General features: G+C 59.6%; 25 protein-coding genes and 1 pseudogene. 8 read left to right on the top strand and 18 right to left on the bottom strand.

Translation table 11 applies throughout. The features are described 5' to 3' along the window. Positions 1-6: 6 nt before the first annotated feature. The 4 genes from LRO94_RS00205 to exbB all read right to left on the bottom strand — a co-directional run bounded on the left by LRO94_RS00205 (position 7) and on the right by exbB (position 3,222). Positions 7-927: a hydrogen peroxide-inducible genes activator gene (locus LRO94_RS00205; protein WP_003213305.1), complete on the bottom strand. Its 921-nt coding sequence runs from the start codon at positions 925-927 to the stop codon at positions 7-9. Positions 928-1,075: 148 nt separating this feature from the next. After that, positions 1,076-1,825 (bottom strand): TonB family protein, encoded by a 750-nt coding sequence (locus LRO94_RS00200; protein ID WP_032884417.1) that lies wholly within the window; start codon positions 1,823-1,825, stop codon positions 1,076-1,078. Next, positions 1,822-2,247, bottom strand: coding sequence for a TonB system transport protein ExbD (gene exbD, locus LRO94_RS00195; RefSeq protein ID WP_032884416.1), 426 nt, complete (start codon positions 2,245-2,247; stop codon positions 1,822-1,824). Before exbD ends, LRO94_RS00200 begins: the two co-directional genes overlap by 4 nt. Before the next feature lie 6 nt (positions 2,248-2,253). Continuing rightward, positions 2,254-3,222 (bottom strand): tonB-system energizer ExbB, encoded by a 969-nt coding sequence (exbB, locus tag LRO94_RS00190; protein WP_032884415.1) that lies wholly within the window; start codon positions 3,220-3,222, stop codon positions 2,254-2,256. A gap of 189 nt (positions 3,223-3,411) precedes the next feature. Here exbB and LRO94_RS00185 point away from each other — a divergent pair, with 189 nt between their 5' ends. Beyond that, positions 3,412-4,263, top strand: a complete 852-nt coding sequence (locus LRO94_RS00185) for an SDR family oxidoreductase (protein WP_032884414.1) — start codon at positions 3,412-3,414, stop codon at positions 4,261-4,263. A 26-nt stretch (positions 4,264-4,289) separates the two neighbouring features. Here the strand turns inward: LRO94_RS00185 and LRO94_RS00180 are convergent, their stop codons facing one another. From LRO94_RS00180 to LRO94_RS00150, 7 genes are all read right to left on the bottom strand, one after another. After that, positions 4,290-5,012, bottom strand: a complete 723-nt coding sequence (locus LRO94_RS00180; RefSeq protein ID WP_032884413.1) for a hypothetical protein — start codon at positions 5,010-5,012, stop codon at positions 4,290-4,292. A gap of 77 nt (positions 5,013-5,089) precedes the next feature. Continuing rightward, positions 5,090-5,830: a hypothetical protein gene (locus LRO94_RS00175; RefSeq protein WP_032884412.1), complete on the bottom strand. Its 741-nt coding sequence runs from the start codon at positions 5,828-5,830 to the stop codon at positions 5,090-5,092. Positions 5,831-5,886: 56 nt separating this feature from the next. Then, positions 5,887-6,267, bottom strand: coding sequence for a RidA family protein (locus LRO94_RS00170; RefSeq protein ID WP_003176922.1), 381 nt, complete (start codon positions 6,265-6,267; stop codon positions 5,887-5,889). Between the two features lie 40 nt (positions 6,268-6,307). Continuing rightward, a complete protein-coding gene (gene spoT / locus LRO94_RS00165; RefSeq protein ID WP_032884411.1) occupies positions 6,308-8,413 on the bottom strand; it encodes a bifunctional GTP diphosphokinase/guanosine-3',5'-bis pyrophosphate 3'-pyrophosphohydrolase in 2,106 nt (701 codons plus the stop codon). Positions 8,414-8,473: 60 nt separating this feature from the next. Then, positions 8,474-8,737, bottom strand: coding sequence for a DNA-directed RNA polymerase subunit omega (rpoZ, locus tag LRO94_RS00160; protein ID WP_017735757.1), 264 nt, complete (start codon positions 8,735-8,737; stop codon positions 8,474-8,476). A gap of 167 nt (positions 8,738-8,904) precedes the next feature. Beyond that, a complete protein-coding gene (gene gmk, locus LRO94_RS00155) occupies positions 8,905-9,525 on the bottom strand; it encodes a guanylate kinase (RefSeq protein ID WP_032884410.1) in 621 nt (206 codons plus the stop codon). Positions 9,526-9,535: 10 nt separating this feature from the next. Continuing rightward, entirely contained in the window at positions 9,536-10,399 is an 864-nt protein-coding gene (locus tag LRO94_RS00150; protein WP_032884408.1) for a YicC/YloC family endoribonuclease, read from the bottom strand. Positions 10,400-10,615: 216 nt separating this feature from the next. Between LRO94_RS00150 and rph the strand changes: the two genes are divergently transcribed. Next, positions 10,616-11,338 carry a ribonuclease PH gene (rph, locus tag LRO94_RS00145; protein ID WP_017735760.1) on the top strand — a complete coding sequence of 241 codons (723 nt, stop codon included), beginning with the start codon at positions 10,616-10,618 and terminating at the stop codon, positions 11,336-11,338. Positions 11,339-11,360: 22 nt separating this feature from the next. Continuing rightward, positions 11,361-11,729: a DUF4870 domain-containing protein gene (locus LRO94_RS00140; RefSeq protein ID WP_032884406.1), complete on the top strand. Its 369-nt coding sequence runs from the start codon at positions 11,361-11,363 to the stop codon at positions 11,727-11,729. A gap of 58 nt (positions 11,730-11,787) precedes the next feature. Here LRO94_RS00140 and LRO94_RS00135 read toward each other — a convergent pair whose 3' ends face one another. Beyond that, positions 11,788-12,567 carry an exodeoxyribonuclease III gene (locus LRO94_RS00135; RefSeq protein ID WP_003195493.1) on the bottom strand — a complete coding sequence of 260 codons (780 nt, stop codon included), beginning with the start codon at positions 12,565-12,567 and terminating at the stop codon, positions 11,788-11,790. An 82-nt stretch (positions 12,568-12,649) separates the two neighbouring features. Here LRO94_RS00135 and pyrE point away from each other — a divergent pair, with 82 nt between their 5' ends. Further along, positions 12,650-13,297, top strand: coding sequence for an orotate phosphoribosyltransferase (gene pyrE, locus LRO94_RS00130; protein ID WP_027608288.1), 648 nt, complete (start codon positions 12,650-12,652; stop codon positions 13,295-13,297). Positions 13,298-13,359: 62 nt separating this feature from the next. On the opposite strand, the gene argB is transcribed toward pyrE, so the two are convergent. The 4 genes and pseudogenes from argB to coaBC form a co-directional block, all read right to left on the bottom strand. After that, positions 13,360-14,265, bottom strand: coding sequence for an acetylglutamate kinase (argB, locus tag LRO94_RS00125; protein ID WP_017735763.1), 906 nt, complete (start codon positions 14,263-14,265; stop codon positions 13,360-13,362). 19 nt (positions 14,266-14,284) lie between these two features. After that, positions 14,285-15,706 (bottom strand): annotated as a pseudogene (locus LRO94_RS00120) (phosphomannomutase/phosphoglucomutase); the annotation flags it as partial. A gap of 240 nt (positions 15,707-15,946) precedes the next feature. Further along, the gene (gene dut / locus LRO94_RS00115; protein ID WP_032884403.1) at positions 15,947-16,402 is read right to left on the bottom strand and encodes a dUTP diphosphatase; all 456 of its coding nucleotides are present in this window, start codon (positions 16,400-16,402) and stop codon (positions 15,947-15,949) included. A gap of 5 nt (positions 16,403-16,407) precedes the next feature. Next, complete coding sequence (coaBC, locus tag LRO94_RS00110; RefSeq protein WP_016970585.1) at positions 16,408-17,616, bottom strand: bifunctional phosphopantothenoylcysteine decarboxylase/phosphopantothenate--cysteine ligase CoaBC; 1,209 nt, start codon at positions 17,614-17,616, stop codon at positions 16,408-16,410. 143 nt (positions 17,617-17,759) lie between these two features. On the opposite strand from coaBC, the gene radC reads away from it, so the two are divergent. Further along, the gene (gene radC / locus LRO94_RS00105) at positions 17,760-18,434 is read left to right on the top strand and encodes a RadC family protein (protein ID WP_032884400.1); all 675 of its coding nucleotides are present in this window, start codon (positions 17,760-17,762) and stop codon (positions 18,432-18,434) included. A gap of 27 nt (positions 18,435-18,461) precedes the next feature. On the opposite strand, the gene LRO94_RS00100 is transcribed toward radC, so the two are convergent. Further along, a complete protein-coding gene (locus LRO94_RS00100; protein WP_032884399.1) occupies positions 18,462-20,054 on the bottom strand; it encodes an ABC transporter substrate-binding protein in 1,593 nt (530 codons plus the stop codon). A gap of 458 nt (positions 20,055-20,512) precedes the next feature. On the opposite strand from LRO94_RS00100, the gene rpmB reads away from it, so the two are divergent. Then, positions 20,513-20,746 carry a 50S ribosomal protein L28 gene (rpmB, locus tag LRO94_RS00095; RefSeq protein WP_003176907.1) on the top strand — a complete coding sequence of 78 codons (234 nt, stop codon included), beginning with the start codon at positions 20,513-20,515 and terminating at the stop codon, positions 20,744-20,746. A gap of 11 nt (positions 20,747-20,757) precedes the next feature. After that, entirely contained in the window at positions 20,758-20,913 is a 156-nt protein-coding gene (gene rpmG / locus LRO94_RS00090) for a 50S ribosomal protein L33 (protein ID WP_003176906.1), read from the top strand. A gap of 72 nt (positions 20,914-20,985) precedes the next feature. On the opposite strand, the gene LRO94_RS00085 is transcribed toward rpmG, so the two are convergent. Continuing rightward, positions 20,986-21,348, bottom strand: a complete 363-nt coding sequence (locus LRO94_RS00085; RefSeq protein WP_032884397.1) for a cupin domain-containing protein — start codon at positions 21,346-21,348, stop codon at positions 20,986-20,988. A 230-nt stretch (positions 21,349-21,578) separates the two neighbouring features. Here LRO94_RS00085 and LRO94_RS00080 point away from each other — a divergent pair, with 230 nt between their 5' ends. Further along, positions 21,579-23,072, top strand: a complete 1,494-nt coding sequence (locus LRO94_RS00080; RefSeq protein ID WP_032884395.1) for an aldehyde dehydrogenase — start codon at positions 21,579-21,581, stop codon at positions 23,070-23,072. The last annotated feature ends 23 nt before the right edge of the window (positions 23,073-23,095 follow it).

The following is a 23,095-nucleotide window of genomic DNA, read 5'->3' as shown; positions in this document are numbered from 1 at the left end:
GGCTACTTAGCTCGCAGCAGGCGGCTTGGCCACCGAACAGAGGCGGATCGAGTCGGCGAGGATCTCAATGGCTTTAGGCCGTGGGAAGCTGGCACGCCAGGCGATTGCCACGGTGCGGAAGGGCACCGGAGGTGTGAGCGGGCGTACTGCAATCACGCCGGGGGCGTAGTGGTGGCTATCCACCGCTGACAGCGGCAGGATCGAAATGCCCAGGCCGGAAGCGACCATATGGCGAATGGTTTCCAGGGAGCTGGATTCCACGGTGGTGTGCTTGGCGCCGTCGTTGCCTTTGGTCAGCGTCGGGCAGGCTTCCAGCACTTGGTCGCGGAAGCAGTGGCCCTCGCCAAGCAGCAGCAGGCTCTTGTCATTGAGCAGGCCGGCGTCGATGGTGTCTTTCTGCGTCCACGGGTGGGAGGCGGGCATCAGCACGTAGAACGGCTCGTCGTAGAGCGGCAGCGTGAGCACGTCGGCCTCGTTGAACGGCAGGGCGATGATGATCGCGTCCAGCTCGCCGTTGCGCAGTTTGTCGCGCAGCACGTGGGTGAAGTTTTCTTCGATATACAGCGGCATCTGCGGTGCGACGCGGTGCAGTTGCGGGATCAGGTGCGGGAATAGGTATGGGCCGACGGTGTAGATGGCGCCGACTTTCAGCGGAGCGGTCAGCTGGTTCTTGCCAGCCTGGGCCAGCTCGCGAATGCTTTGCGCTTGTTCCAGGACTTTCTGGGCCTGGGCAACGATGCCCTCGCCCACAGGGGTAAGGCGCACGGCGCTTTTGCTGCGCTCGAAAATCAGCACACCGAGTTCGTCTTCAAGCTTTTTCACGCCCACCGACAACGTCGGCTGGCTGACGTGGCAACGCTCGGCCGCATGGCCGAAGTGCTGCTCTTGGGCGAGGGTAACGATGTAGCGTAATTCTGTAAGAGTCATAGCAGGCGTCCATGAAGTTGCGGGCCAAGCATACCGGCTGCAATCGATAGACGCACGTTATCAGAAGTTTGTTGGGGATTGAGCGGGGGATGCGGAGGATTTTGCTGTTTGCTGAGAATGGCAAGGGTTGCCCCTTGCCACAGTCATATCAGCGGCGACGCTTTTCGATGTTGTACACGAATGGTGCAACGATCTCGACACTGCCGCTTTTCACCATGTCGGCCGGTGGCTTGGGCAGCGGTTGGGCACGACGGATCATGTCCAGGGTTGCACGGTCCAGGTCAGCGTTGCCGGAACGGCCCACCAACTCGTAGGACAGCACGTTGCCTTCGGCATCGACCACGAAGCGCAAGCGGTTCAGGCCTTCCTTGCCACGGGCCTGGGCGCCTGGCGGGTACTTTTTGTACTTCTGCAAATGCGCCAGCAGAGTGCCTTCCCAAGAGGCCTTGGCTGCAAGCTGCTGCGGCGACGGGCCTGGAGCCGGCTGCGCCGATTTTTCGGCCGGCGCTTTGGTCGGCGGAGCATCGCTCGGCGGATCCTCGGAAGGTTTCTCCTTGGGTGGCTCGATCTTTTTCTCTACCGGCTTGGGCGGCTGAGGTTTGGGCTTGGGCTTGACCGGCTTGGGCACCTGGATCGTCGGCTTGGGTGCCTCGGCCAGTTTCGGCAAAGGCAACTCTTCCACCGGTGCGGGCGGTTGCGGTGGCGTGACCACTTTCGGTGGAGCCGGTGGCGGCGGTGCTGGCATCGGCGCCAGGTCAATGACCATGGCGGCCGGCGGCAGCTGCACAGTGCGCGGCGCCGACCAATGGAGCGCGATAGCAATCGCGACGGCGTGCACGCCCAGCACGACGGCAAGGCTGGTGCCATAACGCGTCAGTTTGTGGCGCGTCGTGATCATTTCTTGGCTGCCGTCTCAAGTCCGACCAAGCCTACCTTGAGGTAGCCGGCTGCCCGCAGGGCATCCATCACGCTCATCAGGTCGCCGTAGTCCACGCCCTTGTCGGCCTGGAAGAAGATCGTCGTGTCTTTCTTGCCTTGGGTCTTGGCGTCGAGGACCTGGCCCAAGGTTTCAGCTTTGACTTCTTCTTCGCCCAGGAACAGGCGTTGGTCCGCCTTGACGCTGAGAAACACCGGTTTCTCGGGCCGCGGCGCAGGCTTGGCGCTGGACGCGGGCAGGTCGACCTTGATATCCACGGTGGCCAAGGGAGCGGCCACCATGAAGATGATCAGCAGTACCAACATTACGTCGATAAACGGCGTGACGTTGATTTCGTGGTTCTCGACGAGTTCATCGTCGCCTTGATTCAAATGCAGGCCCATGGCCGATTACCCCACTTTCACCATGTGCGGTTGCGAGCTGCGCTCGGTAGGCAGGTGATCGAGGTCGCGGCTGACCAGCAGCAGGACTTCTGCCGACGCGTCGGATACCTGAGCTTTATAGCCGGCAATCGAACGGGCGAAGACGTTGTAGATCACCACCGCAGGAATTGCAGCAACCAGGCCCAAGGCGGTTGCCAGCAGGGCTTCGGCGATGCCGGGGGCAACGACGGCGAGGTTGGTGGTCTGGGTTTTGGCGATGCCGATAAAGCTGTTCATGATGCCCCACACGGTACCGAACAGACCGACGAACGGCGCGGTGGAACCGATGGTAGCGAGTACGCCGGTGCCGCTGCTCATGTTACGGCCGCAGGCTGCTACCAGTCGCTCCAGGCGGAACGCCACGCGCTCCTTGATGCCTTCCTTTTCACGGGTGTTGGCCGACAGGCGCATTTCTTCCAGTGCGTCATGCACTAAGGTATTGGCCAGGGTGCCCTTTTTGGTCGCGCTCTCGCTGGCTTCCTTGAGGGTAGTGGCCTTTTTCAGGTGGACGATTTCAGTACGCAGACGGCGCTTGGCACCCAGCAACTCGAAGCCTTTGGCGATCCAGATGGTCCACGTGATGATCGAAGCGATGGCCAGACCGATCATCACGGCCTTCACCACGACGTCTGCGTTCTGGTACATGCCCCACGGCGACAGGTCATGGGCCATGCCCAGGGTGTTGTCTTCTTCCAGCACGACGCCAGTTTCGTCTGTGGCGGCTGGGGCAGCAGCTTGGGCTGGATCGGTGGCGGCTGGAGCGGCCGGGGCCGCAGCGTTTTGCTCGACGGCCGCCGGCGTGGCTGGGGCGTTGGCATCAGCGAATGCGGCGGTCGGCGCCAGCAGCACGCTGAACAGCATCGCAGCAATCGCGCGCCAGGCGCGGGACGGGCTGTGAAGCTTGGTTGGCGAAGCGGGGGTGGTATTACGTGTCATGCTGGCCGGACCTGAGAAGAAAAAATGAGTGATCGTCCTACCAGACCCTAGGCGGCCGAGGACAAATGGGCGGTCATTATTGCAAGTAATTCTTGTTAACAAAAGTAATACAGTAACTTTATTTGTGCTTTTTCTGGCCGCTGGTCAGCCGAGAAGGCTAACCTAGACCTTTGAGAATGGAGTTTTGTGATGTCTGCACCTTCTGTTGTGATTGCCGGATGCGGCGATGTGGGTAGTCGCCTGGCTAGCCAATTGCTGGCCTCGGAATGGGAGGTTTATGGCCTGCGACGCGACATTTCGCGTTTGCCCAACGGCGTGATCGGCATTGCCGGCGACCTCTTCAACAAGGATTGCCCCGACACCTGGCCTATTGGCGGGGTGGATTACCTGGTGTATTGCGCTGCCGCGACGGATCACGATGAGGCCGGTTATCGCGCGGCCTACGTGCAAGGATTGCAGCATGTGTTGGAGTGGCTAAAAGATTATGGTCAGGAACCCAAGCATTTGTTGTTTGTATCCAGCAGCAGCGTATATGGGCAACTGAATGGCGAGTGGGTCGACGAAACCTCTGAAACCAAGGCGAAGGGCTATTCCGGGCAGGTCATGCTGGAGGCCGAACAGGTCGCACTCAATAGCGGCATTCCTTCGAGCATTGTGCGTCTGACCGGCATTTACGGTCCGGGCCGCGAGTGGCTTCTGACCCAGGTACGCCAGGGTTATCGCGTGGCGATCGATCCGCCTTTATATGGCAACCGCATTCACGCGGACGACGCGGCGGGTTTGCTGGCCTTCTTGTTGCGCCATGTGGAGCAGGGCGGTTCTCTGGATAAAATCTATATCGGCGTCGACGATGCGCCGGCTCCCTTGGCCGAGGTGGTGGCCTGGTTGCGTGACTACCTGGGCGTAACGGAGTGGTCCGAGGACGCCAGCGTGCGGCGTGCTGGTAGCAAGCAATGCAGCAATGCTCGCATCAAAGCGCTGGGTTGGGTGCCGACGTATCCGAGCTATCGAGAAGGGTATGCGGCCATTCTAAAAGGCTGAAGCCCCTCCCCACCGTTGGATCTGTGTTATTGCTGTTCTAGCAGCCATTGGCGCGGGCCGGGCGTGAACGTGGGTATTTCGTCGCTTTGCGCGCCGTTGATTGCCTGGAGGATTTCCATCTGCTTGCCCTTGCGCACGAAGATCCAGGTATTACCGACGTCTCCATTGGTCAGGAAAAGGGTGTTATTGCCTGCGCCTTGGGAGGCGCAGTCACCGTCCAGGCATAGTTCGTATCTGTCCGTTTTTGCAAGCCCTGAGACCTGGCCATCCGCGGTGAACGTTACAGTTTCACCTGTTCCTGGCCCCTCGATGATGCGCCATTTTCCACCCATGTAAGCTGCGTTCAGGGCCCTCCTGAAAGTGCTGCCCCACCTTTCTTCGGTTTTAGCGGTGTCGATAGGGCGGCTGAACACCTGTTCCTTCATATGCTCTTTGCCCAGTTGGATGAGCTGTTTGCCGTCGAGGCGCAGTGCGTCACTGCTATAGCCGCCATAGTCGACGGTCCAGGCGTCAGGGGATGTTTGCAACAGGTTGCCTTCGGCCATTTCGAAGCCGCTGCTCACCTGCGCCTTGCCGGCGTGGATATCGATATTCCATTCCAGATTTGAGCCCTGAGTGTTCAGCGATTGGCTCAACGCAGCGGCATCAAGGATTGTCTGGTTGATCCAGATGCCGCTGATATCCGTTTTCGGCGACGTATGGGTGCATCCGCCAAGCAGTAGCAGGCCGAAGGTAAGCAATGCGCGCATGGAGCCATCTCTGAGGGTAAGAAACCGTGGCGCAGGCTAAAGAAAAAGGAGCCTTTGGGCTCCTTTGTTCTGTATCACTATTTTTCCAGCAACCACTGACGTGGCCCAGGCGTAAACGAAGGCACTTCATCGGTCTGTGCAGTGTTGATCGCCTGGAAAATTTCCAGCTGTTTGCCTTTGCGGGCAAAAATCCATGGGTTACCCACGCCGTTGAGTTGCAGCCACATGCTGTCGTAGCCGCCGCTCATGGATGCGCAATCACCTGCCAGGCACAGTGAGTACCGATCGACGCCAGGTAAGCCGGCGACTTTGCCGTCAGACTGGAACTGTACTCTGGCCCCGCTGCCGAAGCCGTCGGTGATCTTCCAGTCGCCGCCCATATAGGCCGCATATAGCGCGCGTTCGAAGTTCGCGCCCAGTGGCGCGCCTTCCGGAGCTGGATCTTTGGCGCGAGCAAACAGCTGTTCGGGCTCATTGTCGTTCGCCACTTGCAGCAGTTGTTTGCCTTTGCGCTTGAGCTCAGTGGCGGAGCTGCCGTAGAAATCCACGCTCCAGGCGCCGGATTGCTCTCCGAGCAGTTTGCCTTCGGCAACCTCAAAACCGTTGTAGTAGCGCGCCTGCGCCGCCTTGGAGTTGACCTCCCATTCGAGGTTCGGGCCAAAGCTCTGCAGTGCTTCGCGCAAAGGGCCGCCTTTGGCTGCCGCATCGATGGCGACCTGGTTGATCCAGGTGCCGCTCACATCCAGGTCGGCCGGGTTGCTGGCGCAGCCGCCGAGCATCAGGGCGAGCAACGAAGTGGCTACAAGCGCTTTGCGCATCATGAAATCCTTTTAAAACGAAGTCGGCGCGGCCTGTGAGGGCTGCGCCGGGTGTTTTACTCGATGACCAGAATCGCGTCCATCTCAACCTGCGCGCCCTTTGGCAGAGCAGCAACGCCGATGGCGGCGCGGGCTGGGTAAGGCTGTTCGAAGTACTTGCCCATGATCTCGTTGACCTTGGCGAAATGGCTCAGGTCGGTAAGAAAGATGTTCAGCTTGACGATGTCCTTGAACGAACCGCCGGCAGCTTCGGCGACGGACTTGAGGTTCTCGAAAACTTGCACGGTCTGTGCTTCGAAGCCTTCCACCAGTTCCATGGTCTTCGGGTCCAGGGGGATCTGGCCGGACATGTAGACAGTGTTGCCCGCCTTGATTGCCTGGGAGTAAGTACCGATGGCGGCCGGGGCCTTGTCGCTGGTGATAACAGTCTTGGTCATGAATGACTCCTTGTAATGGGGCGATGACTTATCTGAACAGCTATGCGCGCATGCGGGTGATGCGGATCACGCCGGTCAAGGCACGCAGCTTCTTGATCACGCGGGCCAGGTGCACGCGGTCGTGCACGCTGACCACCAGTTGGACAACGCTGATGCGACCATCGCGTTCGTCCATGCTGATTTTCTCGATATTGCCGTCGGCCGCGTTGACGCTGCTGGCCAGCAAGGCGATCAGGCCGCGCTGGTGTTCCAGCTCCACCCGCAGCTCAACGTTGAATTCGCCGGTGACATCCTTGGCCCACGAGAGCTGGATGCATTTTTCCGGGTTGTGGCGTATTTCGGTGATGTTGCGGCAGTTGTCCAGGTGCACGACCATGCCTTTGCCTGCGGACAGGTGGCCGACAATAGGGTCGCCCGGGATCGGCGTGCAGCACTTGGCGTAGCTGAGTACCAGGCCCTCGGTGCCGCGAATTGCCAGTGGGCCTTCGGGGCTTGGCAATTGCTCGCCTTCGCCAAGCAGGCGGCGGGCGACCACATAAGCCATGCGGTTGCCCAGGCCGATATCTTCCAGTAAGTCTTCGACGGTTTCCTGGCGATACTCGTGGAGCATCGCTTGCACACGCTCCTGCGGGATCTTATCCAGAGCACTGTCGAAACCGTTGAGCACCTTGTTCAGTAGGCGTTCGCCGAGGCTGATGGACTCGGAGCGGCGCTGCAGTTTGAGGGCGTGACGGATGTGCGTACGCGCCTTGCCGGTGACCACGAAGTTGAGCCACGCCGGGTTCGGGCGTGCGCCAGGCGCGCTGACAATCTCCACGGTTGAGCCGCTTTGCAGCGGCTCGGACAGCGGGGCAAGGCGACGGTTGATCCGGCAGGCGATGCAGCTGTTGCCCACGTCGGTATGCACTGCGTAAGCGAAGTCGACCGCCGTGGAGCCTTTGGGCAGCTCCATGATCCGGCCTTTGGGCGTGAACACGTAGACCTCGTCCGGGAACAGGTCAATCTTCACGCTTTCAATGAATTCCAGGGAGTTGCCAGCACGTTGCTGCATTTCCAACACGCCTTTGACCCATTGGCGGGCGCGGGCATGGGTGCCTTTTGGCTGCTCGTCGCCACTGGACTTGTACAGCCAGTGGGCGGCGATGCCGTTGTTGGCCATCTCTTCCATTTCGCGGGTGCGGATCTGGATTTCTATCGGCACGCCGTGCATACCGAACAGCGTGGTATGCAGTGACTGATAGCCGTTGGCCTTGGGAATCGCGATGTAGTCCTTGAAGCGGCCCGGCAAGGGTTTGTACAAATTATGTACAGCGCCCAAAACGCGGTAGCAGGTATCAACCTTGTCGACGATGATCCGGAACGCGTACACGTCCATTATCTCGTTGAAGGCCCTACGCTTGCCGCGCATCTTCTTGTAGATGCCGTAGATGTGCTTCTGCCGCCCGCTGACTTCGCCCTCGATTTCGTCGATCGCCAGGCAATGGCTTAGCGACTCTTCGATCTTGTTGACGATTTCCTTGCGGTTGCCACGGGCACGCTTGACCGCTTGGTAGATGCGCGCCGAACGCATCGGGTGCATGGCCTTGAAGCCTAGGTCTTCGAACTCGATACGAATGGCGTGCATGCCCAGCCGGTTGGCGATGGGCGCATAGATTTCCAGGGTTTCCTTGGCGATGCGCCGACGTTTTTCGCCGGACAGCACTTCCAGCGTGCGCATGTTGTGCAGCCGGTCGGCCAGCTTGACCAAGATCACCCGGATGTCCCGGGCCATGGCCATGGCCATCTTCTGGAAGTTTTCCGCCTGGGCTTCAGCCTTGGTTTCGAAGTTCATCTGGGTCAGTTTGCTGACCCCGTCGACCAGTTCGGCCACGGTTTCGCCAAATTGCGCGCTGAGCGCTTCCTTGGCAATACCGGTGTCTTCGATCACGTCATGCAGCATCGCGGCCATCAGGCTCTGATGGTCCATGTGCATGTCGGCCAGGATATTCGCCACCGCAAGAGGATGGGTGACGTACGCCTCACCGCTTCGGCGGCGTTGGCCGTCGTGGGCTTGTTCGGCGTAGAAATACGCTCGGCGGACCAGGTTAACCTGGTCGGGGCCGAGGTAGGTCGATAAGCGATCGGCGAGGGCGTCTATGCTCGGCAAAGTGTGAACTCCTGCCGAAGGCTGTGACTCCGCGCCGTGCTACGTCGACCAGGCATAGGCTTAGACGGCCTCGTTGGACTCGTCCTCGAACGCTGCAAACAGCGGTTCGTCTTCAACGATCTCAGCGTTGGCGATGAACTCGTAGCTCATCAGGCCTTCAGCGATTTCACGCAGGGCTACAACGGTAGGTTTGTCGTTTTCCCACTGGACCAGGGGCTCTTTGCCGCCAGTGGCCAGTTGACGGGCACGCTTGGTAGAGAGCATGACCAGCTCAAAGCGGTTTGCCACGTGGTCTAGGCAGTCTTCAACGGTTACGCGGGCCATGATATTCCTCGGAGCGAATGCAAGATGCGCGCTGCCCGGTTGGGCGAGCGGACTGAGCAGTTTAAAAAATCACCAGCGTTTAGGGAAGCGCTGATTTTTCGCAGGCCCTCGCAAAACCGCTACAAGGGCCAATGTAAAGCCCTTGCAGCCGTTTTGGGAAGACCCAATCAGCCAAGCAGTTCGGCCAGTAATTTGCCGAAACGCTGCTGTTGACGCTTTTGCTGGAGCTGATTTGTGCGAAAAATCGCCTTCAGGTCGTCCAGTGCGTGGGAAAAATCGTCGTTAATGATCAGGTAGTCGTAGTCGACGTAGTGACTCATTTCACTGACGGCTTCACGCATGCGGCCTTCGATGATCTCGTCACTGTCCTGACCACGATTGGTCAGGCGCTGATGCAAGGCTTCGAGCGACGGCGGCAGGATGAAGATCGAGCGTGCCTTGGGCATCAGCTGGCGAACTTGCTCGGCGCCCTGCCAGTCGATTTCCAGGATCAGGTCGTGGCCTTCGTCCAAGGTCTGCTGCAGGTGGCTCTGCGAAGTGCCATAGAGGTTGCCGAACACTTCGGCACGCTCCAGGAAGTCGCCGTGCTCAATCATTTTGACGAACTCGGTACGCTCGACGAAGTGGTAGTGCACGCCGTTCACCTCGCCCGGGCGCATGGCACGGGTGGTGTGGGAGACCGAGATGCGAATCTGCTCGTCAGCGTCGGTCAGGGCCTTGACCAGGCTGCTCTTGCCCGCGCCCGAAGGGGCGGAAATGATGTAAAGGGTGCCGGTGCTGTGGGTCATGTAGGTTGCCTTACTCAATATTCTGTACTTGTTCGCGCATTTGCTCGATCAACACTTTGAGGTTGACGGCAGCCGTGGTGCTGCGCGGGTCAAATGCCTTGGAGCCGAGTGTATTGGCTTCGCGGTTGAGTTCCTGCATCAGGAAGTCCAGGCGCCGACCGGCGGCGCCGCCGGATTTGAGCACGCGACGCACTTCGAGGATGTGGGTGCTCAAGCGGTCCAGCTCTTCGGCGACGTCGCTCTTTTGGGCCAGCAGGACCATTTCCTGCTCCAGGCGCGTCGGGTCGAGGTCGGCCTTCATGTCGGTGAAGCGGTCGAGAACCTTCTGACGTTGGGTGGCGAGCATCTGCGGCACCAGCTCTCGCAAGATGACCACGTCTGCTTCGATCGAAGTCAGGCGCTCGTTGATCAGGCGTGCCAGTTCGGCACCTTCGCGTTCGCGGCCGGCCTTGAGCTCCTTCAAGCCCTGATTAAACAGGGCGAGGGCTTCGGCATTGAGGGCTTGCGGATCGGAGGCGTCGGCCACCAGCACGCCGGGCCAAGCCAGCACTTCCAGAGGGTTTAGCGCTGCGGGCTGCTTGATCAGGCCGGCGATGGTTTCGGCGGCAGCGACCAGTTGCGCGGCGCGCTCGCGGTCTACCTGCAGCGGCTTGCCGGTGGTTTCTTCGGTAAAGCGCAGGGTGCATTCCAGCTTGCCGCGGGAGATGCTCTGGCGCAGAGCCTCACGCACGGCGCCTTCGAGGTCGCGGAAGGATTCCGGCAGGCGCAGGTGCGGCTCCAGGTAGCGGCTGTTGACCGAGCGCAGTTCCCAGCTCAGGGTGCCTTGGGCGCCTGCTTTTTCGACGCGGGCGAAGGCGGTCATGCTGTGCACCATGGAGGTACCTCGCGATGCAGTCCCGCAAACACGGGCTGATGGGTAAATTGAAGCCGACAGGCTGCGAAGGCGCAGGATTGTAGCGCAGTGGGGCGAGTGCGCCCAAACAATGGGCGATAGGCTGACCATTCGTAACCAGATTTTTAGAAGTGCCCCGAATCGGCTCGCGGCTCTATAATGCTCGGCAGTTTTTCGTCCTCAGTACAGGTATCCCCTATGAAACGTCCAAGTGGTCGCGTTGCCGATCAGCTCCGCTCGATCCGCATCACCCGCAACTACACCAAACACGCCGAGGGATCTGTACTGGTCGAGTTTGGCGATACCAAGGTTATCTGCACCGTCAGCGTTGAAAATGGCGTGCCGCGTTTCCTTAAAGGCCAGGGCCAGGGTTGGTTGACCGCCGAATACGGCATGCTGCCGCGCGCCACCGGTGAACGTAACCAGCGTGAAGCCAGCCGTGGCAAGCAAGGCGGCCGCACCCTGGAAATCCAGCGCCTGATCGGTCGCTCCCTGCGTGCAGCCCTGGACATGTCCAAGCTGGGCGACGTGACCCTTTACGTCGACTGCGACGTGATCCAGGCCGATGGCGGCACCCGCACTGCATCCATCACTGGCGCGATGGTGGCCTTGGTCGACGCACTGAAAGTGATCAAGAAACGTGGCGGCCTGAAAGGCGGCGACCCGCTCAAGCAAATGATTGCCGCTGTATCGGTGGGTATGTACCAGGGCGAGCCTGTGCTGGACCTGGACTATCTGGAAGATTCGGCTGCCGAGACTGACCTGAACGTCGTGATGACCAGCACCGGTGGTTTCATCGAAGTGCAGGGCACCGCTGAAGGCGCGCCATTCCAGCCGGCCGAGCTGAACGCCATGCTGGCCCTAGCCCAGAAAGGTATGACCGAGATCTTCGAACTGCAGAACGCCGCACTGGCTGACTAAGCCGACTTCAAGGAGAAGCGCCATGAGTGACAGTCAATTGCCGGTTCCGGCACCGACCAAGGAAGTTCGCCAATGGGCGATGTTGTGTCACTTCGCGGCGTTTCTGGGGTTGGTATTCCCCTTTGGCAGCCTGTTGGGGCCGTTGATCGTGTGGCAGATCAAGAAGGATATGGACCCGCTTATCGATGATCAGGGCAAGGAAGCCCTGAATTTCCAGATCACGGTGGCCATCGCCTGGCTGGTCTGCATGGTGCTGGGGTTTGTGGTGATCGGCTTTGTGTTGATGTTGGTGCTCGTGGTTGCGGCGCTAGTGCTGACGATCATTGGCGGCGTTAAAGCCAACAACGGCACAGCCTACCGATACCCATGGACCTGGCGTTTGGTCAAATAGTGATCGCCCACAAAAAAACCGACAGCGATGTCGGTTTTTTTGTGCCTGGAGAAAGACCTTAGATGGTCAGTGTCCAGTCGTAGTCCACGATCAGCGGCGCGTGCTGCGAGAAACGCGGCTGGCGCGGCAAACGTGCACTGCGTACGAACCGGCGCAGACCTGGGGTCAGCAACTGGTAGTCGAAGCGCCAGCCCAGGTTGAGCATTTCAGCCTGTTCATTGTCTGGCCACCAGCTGTACTGGTCGCCTTCGCGGCTGACTTCACGAAGGGCATCCACATAGCCCATGTTGCCGACAATCTCGTCCATCCAGGCCCGTTCCGGCGCCAGGAAACCTGGGGATTGCTGGCTGTCGCGCCAGTTCTTGATATCCAGCTTTTGTTGCGCCACGTACAGCGAGCCACAGTAAATGTACTCGCGACGTTTACGCCGCTGTTTATCCAGATAACGGGCGAAATCGTCCATTAGCTTGAACTTCTGGTTCAAGTCTTCATCGCCGTTCTGCCCCGAAGGAAGCAGCAAGGTCGCGATGCTGACCTTGTCGAAATCGGCTTGCAGGTAGCGCCCGTAGCGGTCGGCTGTCTCGAAGCCGAGGCCGCTGATGACCGCCTTGGGTTGCAACCGCGAGTACAAAGCCACGCCACCTTGGGTGGGCACTTCGGCATCGCAGGCATAAAGGAAGTAGCCATCCAGTTGGAAGGCTGGGTCGTCCAGTTCAAAGGCGGAGGCGCGGGTGTCCTGCAGGCAGATGACGTCGGCATTCTGAGCTTGCAGCCAACTGAGCAAACCACGCTCGACTGCAGCCTGAATACCATTAACGTTCACACTGATGATCCGCATAAATGGCCCCAAAAATCGCGTGCGTGTATGATACACGCCGTCTACCTAATTAGCTAAATCCGTGGTATCTGAGGCTTTTTTCATGCAGGCGTATCAACGCGATTTCATTCGTTTTGCCATCGATCGCGGGGTTTTGCGCTTCGGTGAGTTCACCCTCAAGTCCGGGCGCACCAGTCCGTACTTCTTCAATGCGGGCTTGTTCAACTCGGGTTCGGCCCTGGCTCAGTTGGGGCGTTTCTACGCGGCAGCCATTGTTGAAAGCGGTATTTCCTTCGACGTGCTGTTTGGCCCGGCCTACAAGGGTATCCCCCTGGCAGCTGCAACAGCCGTGGCCCTGGCGGAACACCATGGGCGCGATCTGCCATGGTGCTTCAACCGCAAGGAAGCCAAGGCTCATGGCGAAGGCGGCAGCCTGGTGGGCGCGCCGCTGACCGGCGACGTGCTGATCATTGACGACGTAATCACCGCCGGCACCGCCATCCGTGAAGTGATGCAGATTATCGCTTCCCAAGACGGCGCCAAGGCTGCTGGCGTGCTGATCGCGCTGAACCGCCAGGAGCGCGGCAACGGTGAGTTGTCGGCGATCCAGGAAGTGGAGCGTGATTTCGGTATTCCGGTGGTAAGCATCGTTTCGTTGAACCAGGTGTTGCAGTTCCTGGAAGATGATCCGCAGCTCAAGCAGCACTTGCCGGCAGTTAAGGCGTATCGCGAGCAGTTCGGCGTTCAGTAATCGCCGAACCATAAAAAAGCCCCGCTCAACCAAGTTGAGCGGGGCTTTTTGTTTTCAGCGTTTTAAGGGCGCTTGCGGTTGCTGATCAGCGTACCCACACCTGTATCGGTAAAGATTTCCAGCAGGATTGCATTCGGTACACGGCCATCCAGAATCAGCGAGCTGCCAACGCCGCCTTGCACTGCTTCCAGCGCGCAACGGATCTTCGGCAGCATGCCGCCGTAGATGGTGCCGTCGGCGATCAGTTCGTCTACCTGTTGAGTGGTCAAGCCGGTCAGCACCTTGCCTTCCTTGTCCATCAGGCCGGCGATGTTGGTCAGCAGCATCAGCTTTTCAGCCTTCAGCGCCTCGGCGACCTTGCCGGCGACGAGGTCAGCGTTGATGTTGTAGGACTCACCGTTCGCACCCACGCCGATCGGCGCGATCACCGGGATGAAGTCACCCTTGACCAGCAGGTTCAGCAGGTCGGTGTTGATGCCGATCACTTCGCCTACCTGGCCGATATCGATGATTTCCGGCTGGGTCATTTCCGGCGTCTGACGGGTAACGGTCAGTTTTTTCGCGCGGATCAGCTCGGCGTCCTTGCCGGTCAGGCCGATGGCGCTGCCGCCGTGGCGGTTGATCAGGTTGACGATGTCTTTGTTCACCTGGCCGCCGAGGACCATCTCCACCACGTCCATGGTCTGCGCGTCAGTGACACGCATGCCATCGATGAAGTGACTCTCGATCGACAAGCGCTTGAGCAGGTCGCCGATTTGCGGGCCGCCACCGTGCACCACCACAGGGTTGATCCCCACGGCTTTCATCAACACGATGTCGCGGGCAAAGCCGGTTTTCAGCTCTTCGCTTTCCATGGCATTGCCGCCGTACTTGATCACCAGCGTCTTGCCGACGTAGCGTCGAATGTAAGGCAACGCTTCGGACAGGACCTTGGCGGTGTTGGCAGCGGCTTCGCGTTCGAGGGTCATTCAGGGCTCCGGTAAAAAATCAGAACGGTAATTGGAGATCAGGGGCAACACGTTTCAACTGGGCGTGGAACACGTCCTTGATGCGCTGCAACTCAGCCTCGGTATCCGCCTCGAAACGCAGCACCAGCACCGGCGTGGTGTTGGACGCGCGAACCAGGCCCCAGCCTTTGGCGTAATCGACTCGCACACCATCAATGGTGGTCAGGTTGGCGCCTTCGCCCCATTGCGCGTCGTGCAGTGCGTCAATGATGCTGAATTTGCTCTCCTCGGTCACATGGATATTGATCTCTGGCGTAGAAATATCATTCGGGAAGGTCTGAAACAGCTCTTCTGCAGTGGATTTTTCCTTGCTGAGGATCTCCAGCAGACGAGCGGCGCTGTAGATACCGTCGTCAAAACCGAACCAGCGCTCTTTGAAGAACACGTGACCGCTCATTTCACCGGCTAACAGCGCGCCGGTTTCCTTCATTTTCTTTTTGATCAACGAGTGACCGGTCTTCCACATTAGCGGGCGGCCGCCGTATTCCTTGATCAGCGGCGTGAGGCGGCGGGTGCACTTCACGTCGAAGATGATTTCTGCGTTGGGATTGCGCGCCACTACGTCACGTGCGAACAGCATCAGCAGGCGGTCGGGGAATACGATCTCGCCGGTCTCGGTCACCACACCTACGCGGTCACCGTCACCGTCGAAGGCCAGGCCTACATCGGCGCCGGTTTCCTTGACCTTGGCGATCAGGTCCACCAGATTTTCTGGCTTGCCTGGATCCGGGTGGTGGTTGGGGAAGTTGCCGTCAACCTCGCAGAACAACGGGATTACTTCGCAGTTCAAGGCTTCGAGCAGTTGCGGCGCGATCACACCGGCCGCGCCGTTGCCGCAGTCCACTACCACTTTGAGGCGGCGGGCGAGCTTGACGTCGCGGGTGATTTCGTCGGAGTAGCGCTGCAGGATGTCGACTTTGGTGATGCTGCCTTTGCCGCTGGTCAGGTCGTTGGTTTTCAGGCGGGTATGCAAGGCCTGGATCTGTTCGTTAGCCAGGGTGTCGCCAGCGATGACGATCTTGAAACCGTTGTAATCCGATGGGTTATGGCTGCCAGTGAGCATCACCCCGGACTTGCCGGCCAGGACGTTGGCGGCGTAGTACAGAGCTGGCGTTGGTACCAGGCCGACGTCGCTGACATGGCAGCCGGCGTCGGCCAGGCCCTGGATCAGTTGCTCCACCAGCTCCGGGCCGGACAAACGACCGTCACGGCCGACCGATACGTTGGGCTCATCCTGAGCCAGGCTCTGGGCGCCGATGGCGCGGCCGATCCAGTAGGCCGTTTCGGCAGTCAGGGTCTTGGGCACCACGCCACGGATGTCATAGGCGCGAAAGATGCTGTCGGGGAATGTCGGGGCTACTCGGGCTGCGGTACTCATCGCGGGGGGAAACTCCATCTGAAGGGGGCAAGGCTGGCCTTAAAGTGGCTGACCGGCAGGCTCAAACTGAAGGGTATGACGGTGTTTTCGGCAGAGAGTTCGTGGTGCAAAAATGCCATCGGCGTTTGGAAGCCAGGCTTATTTCTGCGTAATACGTTGATTTAGCTAGGGAAATCTCGCTGATAAATTCCGCGCATTCTTCATCCTGAAAAGCCATGCGGTGGCGTCTGGCCGGGCAAAAGCACCCGGCCACGTTCAGCTTAGTCAGAGACTGCCTGAATGCCCAAAGCCGCCTGCACCACGTTGGGTTTCGTCGAATTCCTGCACCAGTTCGAAGTGCGCCTGTACCACCGGCACAAGAACAAGCTGGGCAATGCGCTCGCCGACCACGATGTTGAATGCGGTTTGGCCGCGGTTCCAGCACGACACCATCAACTCGCCTTGGTAGTCCGAGTCGATCAGGCCTACCAGGTTGCCCAGCACGATGCCGTGTTTGTGGCCCAGGCCGGAGCGCGGCAGGATCAGTGCAGCCAGACCAGGGTCGCCCACGTAGATCGACAGGCCGGTAGGGATCAGGACGGTCTGTCCCGGCTCAAGCAGGGTGTCTTGCTTGAGCATGGCACGCAGGTCCAGGCCGGCAGAGCCTGGGGTGGCGTAGGCCGGCAGTGGGAATTCGGTGCCGATGCGTGGGTCGAGGATCTTGGCTTGCAAAGCGTGCATGGAAATTAAACCTGGTTCAGCCGTTGGGCGATAAAAGAGATCAGTTGGCGGGCAATCTTGCCCTTGCTGGTCTGGGCGAAAAGGGTCGCGTGCAGGTCGCGGTCAATCACGCTGCAGGCGTTTTCCTCGCTGTTGAAGCCGATGCTCGGGTTGGCGACATCATTGGCAACGATCAGGTCGAGGTTTTTGTCTTTCAATTTGCGTGCGGCGTAGTCCAGCAGATGCTCGGTCTCGGCGGCGAAGCCGACGCTGAACGGGCGGTCAGGACGTGTGGCGATGGTGGCCAGGATGTCCGGGTTGCGCACCATTTGCAGGAGCAGGCCGTCGCCGCTTGTAGGGTCTTTCTTGAGCTTTTGCGGGGCGACGACTTCCGGGCGGTAGTCCGCAACCGCTGCCGAGGCGATAAAAAGGTCGCAGGGAATAGCCGCTTCGCAGGCCGCGAGCATGTCTCGGGCGCTGACTACATCGATTCGCGTGACGCGATCAGGGGTCGGTAGATGTACCGGTCCGGTGATCAGCGTGACGCGGGCGCCTGCCTCGACCGCGGCTTCTGCCAGCGCAAAGCCCATTTTTCCTGAGCTATGGTTGGTGATGTAACGCACCGGGTCGATGTTTTCCTGGGTCGGGCCGGCGGTGATCAACACGTGCTTGCCGGTCAGGGCCAAGTGCTGGAAGCACTCGGCGGCACACAGGGCCAGGTCGGTGGCTTCGAGCATGCGGCCCATGCCCACGTCGCCACATGCTTGGCTGCCCGATGCCGGGCCGAACACCTTGAGGCCACGGCTTTGCAGGAGTTGGGTGTTGGCCTGGGTGGCCGGATCGCGCCACATGGCCTGGTTCATAGCGGGGGCAATGGCGACGGTGGCGTCGGTGGCCAGTACCAAGGTAGTCAGCAGGTCATCGGCGATACCTTGGGCCAGGCGGGCGATCAGGTCGGCAGTGGCCGGGGCGATCAGCACCAGGTCGGCCCATTTGGCCAGTTCGATGTGGCCCATGGCGGCTTCGGCCGCCGGGTCCAGCAGGTCCAGATGAACCGGGTGGCCGGACAGGGCCTGCATGGTCAGGGGTGTGATGAACTCGCTCCCGCCACGGGTCATGACCACGCGCACTTCGGCACCTTGGTCCAGGAGCCTGCGAACCAACTCTGCGCTCTTGTAGGCGGCAATGCCGCCGCCGACGCCGAGAACGATGCGTTTCCGATACAGACGCTGCATTGGTTTGCCTTTCCAGTTCAGTGAAGCCAGTTCAGTGGTGCGTGCGATCTCCCCTCCCCAGGTGAAATCGCACGCAAAAAAGAGGGCCTACGATAACACAGCGTCTGCCCCGCAACAGCGGCGCACATGCACAGGGAGGTGGGATGAGTATTCGTGATTGGCCGGCGGCAGAGCGGCCCAGGGAGAAGCTTTTGGCGTGGGGCGCGGCGAGTCTGTCGGATGCTGAACTGCTGGCAATCTTCCTGCGCACCGGTGTCGCAGGTCGGAGCGCGGTGGACCTGGCGCGCCATCTGCTGGCGCAATTTGGCGGCTTACGCCCGCTGCTGGAAGCAAGCCAGGCGCTGTTCAATCAGCAACTGGGCTTGGGGCCGGCGAAGTTTGCCCAGTTGCAGGCGGTACTAGAGATGTCCCGGCGGCATATGGCCGAACAGTTGCGCAATGAATCGGCACTGGAAAGTCCGGAAGTCGTGCGGGGATACCTCAAGGCGCTGTTGCGTCATGAGCCCCACGAGATCTTTGGCTGCCTGTTTCTCGATTCAAAGCATCGGGTGTTGGGCTTCGAGGCGTTATCCGAGGGCACCATCGATGCTGCTGTGGTGTACCCCCGGCAAGTGGTCAAGCGCGCGTTGGCTTACAACGCGGCGGCGTTGATCCTTTGTCATAACCATCCTTCGGGAAGTGTGGAGCCGAGTGCAGCTGATCGAAAATTGACCAAAGTCCTGCAAAAAGCGCTGGAGATGGTGGATGTGCGGGTGCTGGATCACATCATCGTGGGAGATGGTGATCCGTTATCGATGGCGGAATACGGATGGATGTAACCCCACCCTTTCAGGTGGGGTTACGGTTCAGGGCTTGACGCTGACCTTCGAGAAATCCTGGCGCCCGAACGGACTTACTTGATAGCCGTCGACACTCTTGCGCGCGAGGGCGAACGCCGTCGGATGCGCCAGTGGCAGCCACAGCGCCTGCTGCTGGATTTGCGCCTGGGCCTGTTGATACAGCTTGCTGCGCACCCCTTGCTCGCTGGTGGTTTTGCCAGCACTGATCAGTTTGTCCAGCGCCGGGTCGCAGTAGCGAGCGAAGTTGGTGCCTGACTTCACTGCTGCGCAGGAAAACTGCGGGGTCAGGAAGTTATCCGGGTCACCGTTGTCGCCGGCCCAGCCCATGAACAGCAGGTCATGCTCGCCGGCTTTGGCGCGGCGAATCAGTTCGCCCCATTCGATCACTCGGATCTCGGCCTGGATGCCGACTTTGGCCAGGTCGGCTTGCAGCAATTGCGCGCCGAGGTTTGGGTTAGGGTTCAGCAGGCTGCCAGTGGGACGTGTCCAGATGGTGGTCTTGAAGCCGTCCTTGAGCCCGGCGCGATTCAGCAGGGCCTTGGCCTTGGCGAGGTCCTGTGGATAACCCGGCAAGTCCTTGGCGTAGCTCCAGGTGTTGGGAGGATAAGGGCCGTTGGCGGCTTCGGCGGTGCCTTCAAATACGGCTTTGAGGTAGCTGGCCTTATCGAAGGCCAGATTGATCGCTTGACGTACTTCGGGTTTATCCAGGGGAGGGTGCTGGCTGTTGATCGCCACGAATGCAGTCATGAATGCAGCGGTCTTTTCCACCTTGAGGGCTGGGTCTTTCTCTGCCTCGCCTACATCCAGAGGCTTGGGCGACAGGGCGATCTGGCACTCATCGCGGTGCAGCTTCTGCAGGCGCACGTTGGCATCCGGCGTGATGGCGAAGATCAAGTTATCCACAGCCGGTTTGCCGCCAAAGTAGTCCGGGTTGGCTTTGTAACGAACCACAGCGTCTTTCTGGAAACGGCTGAAAATGAACGGGCCGGTACCAATCGGTTGGCTGTTGAGTTTCTCCGGCGTGCCGGCCTTGAGCAACTTGTCGGCGTATTCGGCCGGGTAAATCGAGGCAAAGCCCATGCTCAGGGCTGCGAGGAAAGTGGAGTCGGCATGATCCAGAGTGAAGCGCACCGTCAGCGGGTCGAGGGCATCGATCTTCTTGACCAGTGTTGGCAGTTGCAGAGACTGGGCATGAGGGAAGCCGCTCTGGGCGATCTTGTGCCACGGGTTGGCCGGGTCGAGCATGCGTTCAAAGCTGAAGCGCACGTCTTCGGCGGTCAGGCTTCGGCTTGGGGTGAAATACTCGGTGCGGTGGAACTTCACATCCGGGTGCAGCTTGAAGGTGTAGGTCAGGCCGTCCGGCGACACTTCCCAGCTGTCCGCCAGACTTGGCACCAGCTTGCCGCTGGCGGCATCGAAGTCCACCAGGCGGTTCATCAGCACGTCGGCGGAGGCGTTGGTGGTGGTCAGCGAGTTGTATTGCACCACATCAAACCCTTCAGGGCTGGCCTCGGTGCACACGCTCAGGTTGGTGGCGGCAGAGGCCAGCGGCGCGATAAAGAGAGGGGCAAGCAACAGCGGTAGGGCAGCGAGGCGCATATTCGGTTTCCTTTGCAGATCGAAGGCCCATCTGCGAGTGCAGTCTGGAAAAGTCCTACCGTAGTGCTCTGATTGATAAATGACTAGCCCATTTTTGCCTGTGCTTTTGGCTCAAATGCTGTTTTGATGGCGCCTCAGATTGTTTCGCCGTGCACTTTACGGTGCGTGCGGGCGCTGAAAATCATTCTGTGCGACGAGCGGTCGGCTGTTGTGTCGGCCCCTCCTGGCAACGGTTCAGGCGCCAATGGTCGAGATTTACTCCGGTAAAAACACACTCGCTGTTGTTGCACCAAGGTCTTTCTGGTATAAAGCAGCGCTCTTTTCTAGGGGCCCGGTTCCTTCGCTTGTAGGTGTAGCCGGTAAGACCCTAAAGAAACGCGGCGCCTGGCGCCAAATGACTGAGAGATTAAGCGGCCAACCCATGCCGGGTTGGGCATGTGGTTTTAGAGGGCTGAGGCATGTCGAGAGTCTGTCAAGTTACCGGTAAGGGTCCGGTGACTGGGAATAACATTTCCCACGCAAATAACAAAACCCGTCGTCGTTTCCTGCCGAACCTGCAGCATCACCGCTTCTGGGTTGAAGAAGAGAAACGTTTTGTTCGCCTGCGTGTATCTGCTAAAGGCATGCGTATCATCGACAAGCGTGGCATCACTGTCGTGCTGGCCGAAATCCGTGCCGCTGGCAAGATCTAAGGAGCTCTATCATGCGTGAATTGATTCGAATGATCTCTAGCGCCGGTACTGGTCACTTCTACACTACCGACAAGAACAAGCGTACTACCCCGGACAAGCTCGAAAAGAAAATGTTCGACCCGCGCGTTCGCAAGCACGTGATCTACAAAGAAGGCAAAATCAAGTAATTGATTTTCTTCCTTGTGAAAAAAAGCCCGTCTCTCACGAGTCGGGCTTTTTTTTGCGTGGAATTTGGTTGATCAGGTCTTCTGTTCAAACACCACGTAGATCTTGCGGCATGGTTCCAGTACTTCCCAGGTGCCGCTGAAGCCAGCAGGAATCACAAAGCGGTCGCCGGCGCGCAAGGTCTTGGCATTTCCCTCGGCGTCGCGCAGCACGGACACACCCTGCACGATTTCGCAGTACTCATGCTCGGTGTAGCTGACCGTCCACTGCCCGACATCACCTTCCCAGACCCCGGCGCTCATCTGGCCGCATGGGCTGTTGTAGTGGTTGTAGACCGTTTGTTCGGGATCGCCCTTGAGGATTTTTTCGGCGGCAGGGCGATAGCGGTCGGGGGCGGTGGTGGCTTGGCTGAAGTCGACGATGTCCTGGATGCTCATGTGCGTGTCCCGTCTGGCCTGGGGTTGAAGTGCCCAAAGTCTATGTTTATTAAAATGAACATCGCAAGGGCGTTTACCCGCGTTATGTCAAATATATTGAAACATCCCCAGCCGCTGGTTTAGGGTGGCAGCTGCCTTTGAGCCGAACAGCTGGTTGGCGGGCAAGCATTCTTTGAGGCTGCCGGGGGACATCGCCTGGCCCTTGTATTCAATAAGAGGAGGACACTCGCATGACCACCCTGACCCGTGCCGATTGGGAACAACGCGCCAAGGATCTGAAGATCGAAGGCCGCGCCTACATCAATGGCGAGTACACCGACGCTGCTTCTGGCGACACCTTCGAATGCATCAGCCCGGTCGATGGCCGTCTGTTGGCCACTGTCGCCAGCTGTGACGCCGCCGACGCCCAGAGCGCAGTGGAAAATGCCCGCGCCACCTTCAATTCCGGTGTCTGGTCGCGCCTTGCGCCGGCCAAACGCAAAGCCACCATGATCCGTTTCGCTGCGCTGCTCAAGGCCAATGCCGAAGAGCTGGCACTGCTTGAAACCCTGGACATGGGCAAGCCAATCAGCGATTCCCTGAACATTGACGTACCCGGCGCGGCGAATGCCCTGAGCTGGAGCGGCGAGGCCATCGACAAGATCTATGACGAAGTCGCCGCCACGCCGCACGATCAACTGGGCCTGGTGACCCGCGAGCCGGTCGGCGTGGTTGGCGCCATTGTGCCGTGGAACTTTCCGCTGATGATGGCGTGCTGGAAACTCGGCCCGGCGCTGTCCACCGGTAACTCGGTGATCCTCAAGCCTTCCGAAAAATCTCCCCTGACGGCCATCCGCATCGCGGCCCTGGCTGTTGAGGCCGGTATTCCGAAAGGCGTTTTCAACGTGCTGCCGGGCTACGGCCACACCGTCGGAAATGCCCTGGCGCTGCACATGGACGTCGACACGCTGGTATTCACCGGTTCGACCAAGATCGCCAAGCAACTGTTGATCCGCTCCGGCGAGTCGAACATGAAGCGCGTATGGCTGGAAGCTGGCGGCAAGAGCCCTAATATCGTGTTCGCCGATGCGCCGGACCTGCAAGCTGCCGCCAACTCCGCAGCCAGCGCCATTGCCTTCAACCAGGGCGAAGTCTGCACCGCGGGTTCGCGCTTGCTGGTGGAGCGCTCGATCAAAGATACATTTCTGCCGCTGGTTATCGAGGCCCTCAAGGCCTGGAAACCTGGCAACCCGCTGGACCCGGCGACTACCGTCGGCGCGGTGGTGGATACCCAGCAGATGAACACCGTGCTGTCTTACATCGAAGCGGGTCACACCGATGGCGCCAAACTGGTGGCCGGTGGTAAGCGCATCCTGGAGGAAACCGGCGGTACTTACGTGGAGCCAACGATTTTCGATGGTGTGACCAACGCCATGAAGATCGCCCAGGAAGAGATCTTCGGCCCAGTCCTGTCGGTAATTACGTTCGACAGCGCCGAAGAGGCTATCAAGATCGCCAACGACACGGTGTATGGTCTGGCCGCAGCCGTGTGGACTGCTGATATTTCCAAAGCGCACCTGACCGCCAAGGCCCTGCGCGCCGGCAGCGTGTGGGTCAACCAATACGACGGCGGTGATATGACCGCGCCGTTCGGTGGCTTCAAGCAGTCGGGTAATGGTCGCGACAAGTCGCTGCACGCGTTCGACAAATACACCGAGCTGAAGTCGACCTGGATCAAGCTCTAAGCAACACCGCAGGCCAAATGTGG

The organism is Pseudomonas sivasensis (assembly GCF_021391435.1).
GTDB lineage: Bacteria > Pseudomonadota > Gammaproteobacteria > Pseudomonadales > Pseudomonadaceae > Aquipseudomonas > Aquipseudomonas sivasensis.
This window is presented reverse-complemented; position numbering and strand designations above follow the sequence as displayed.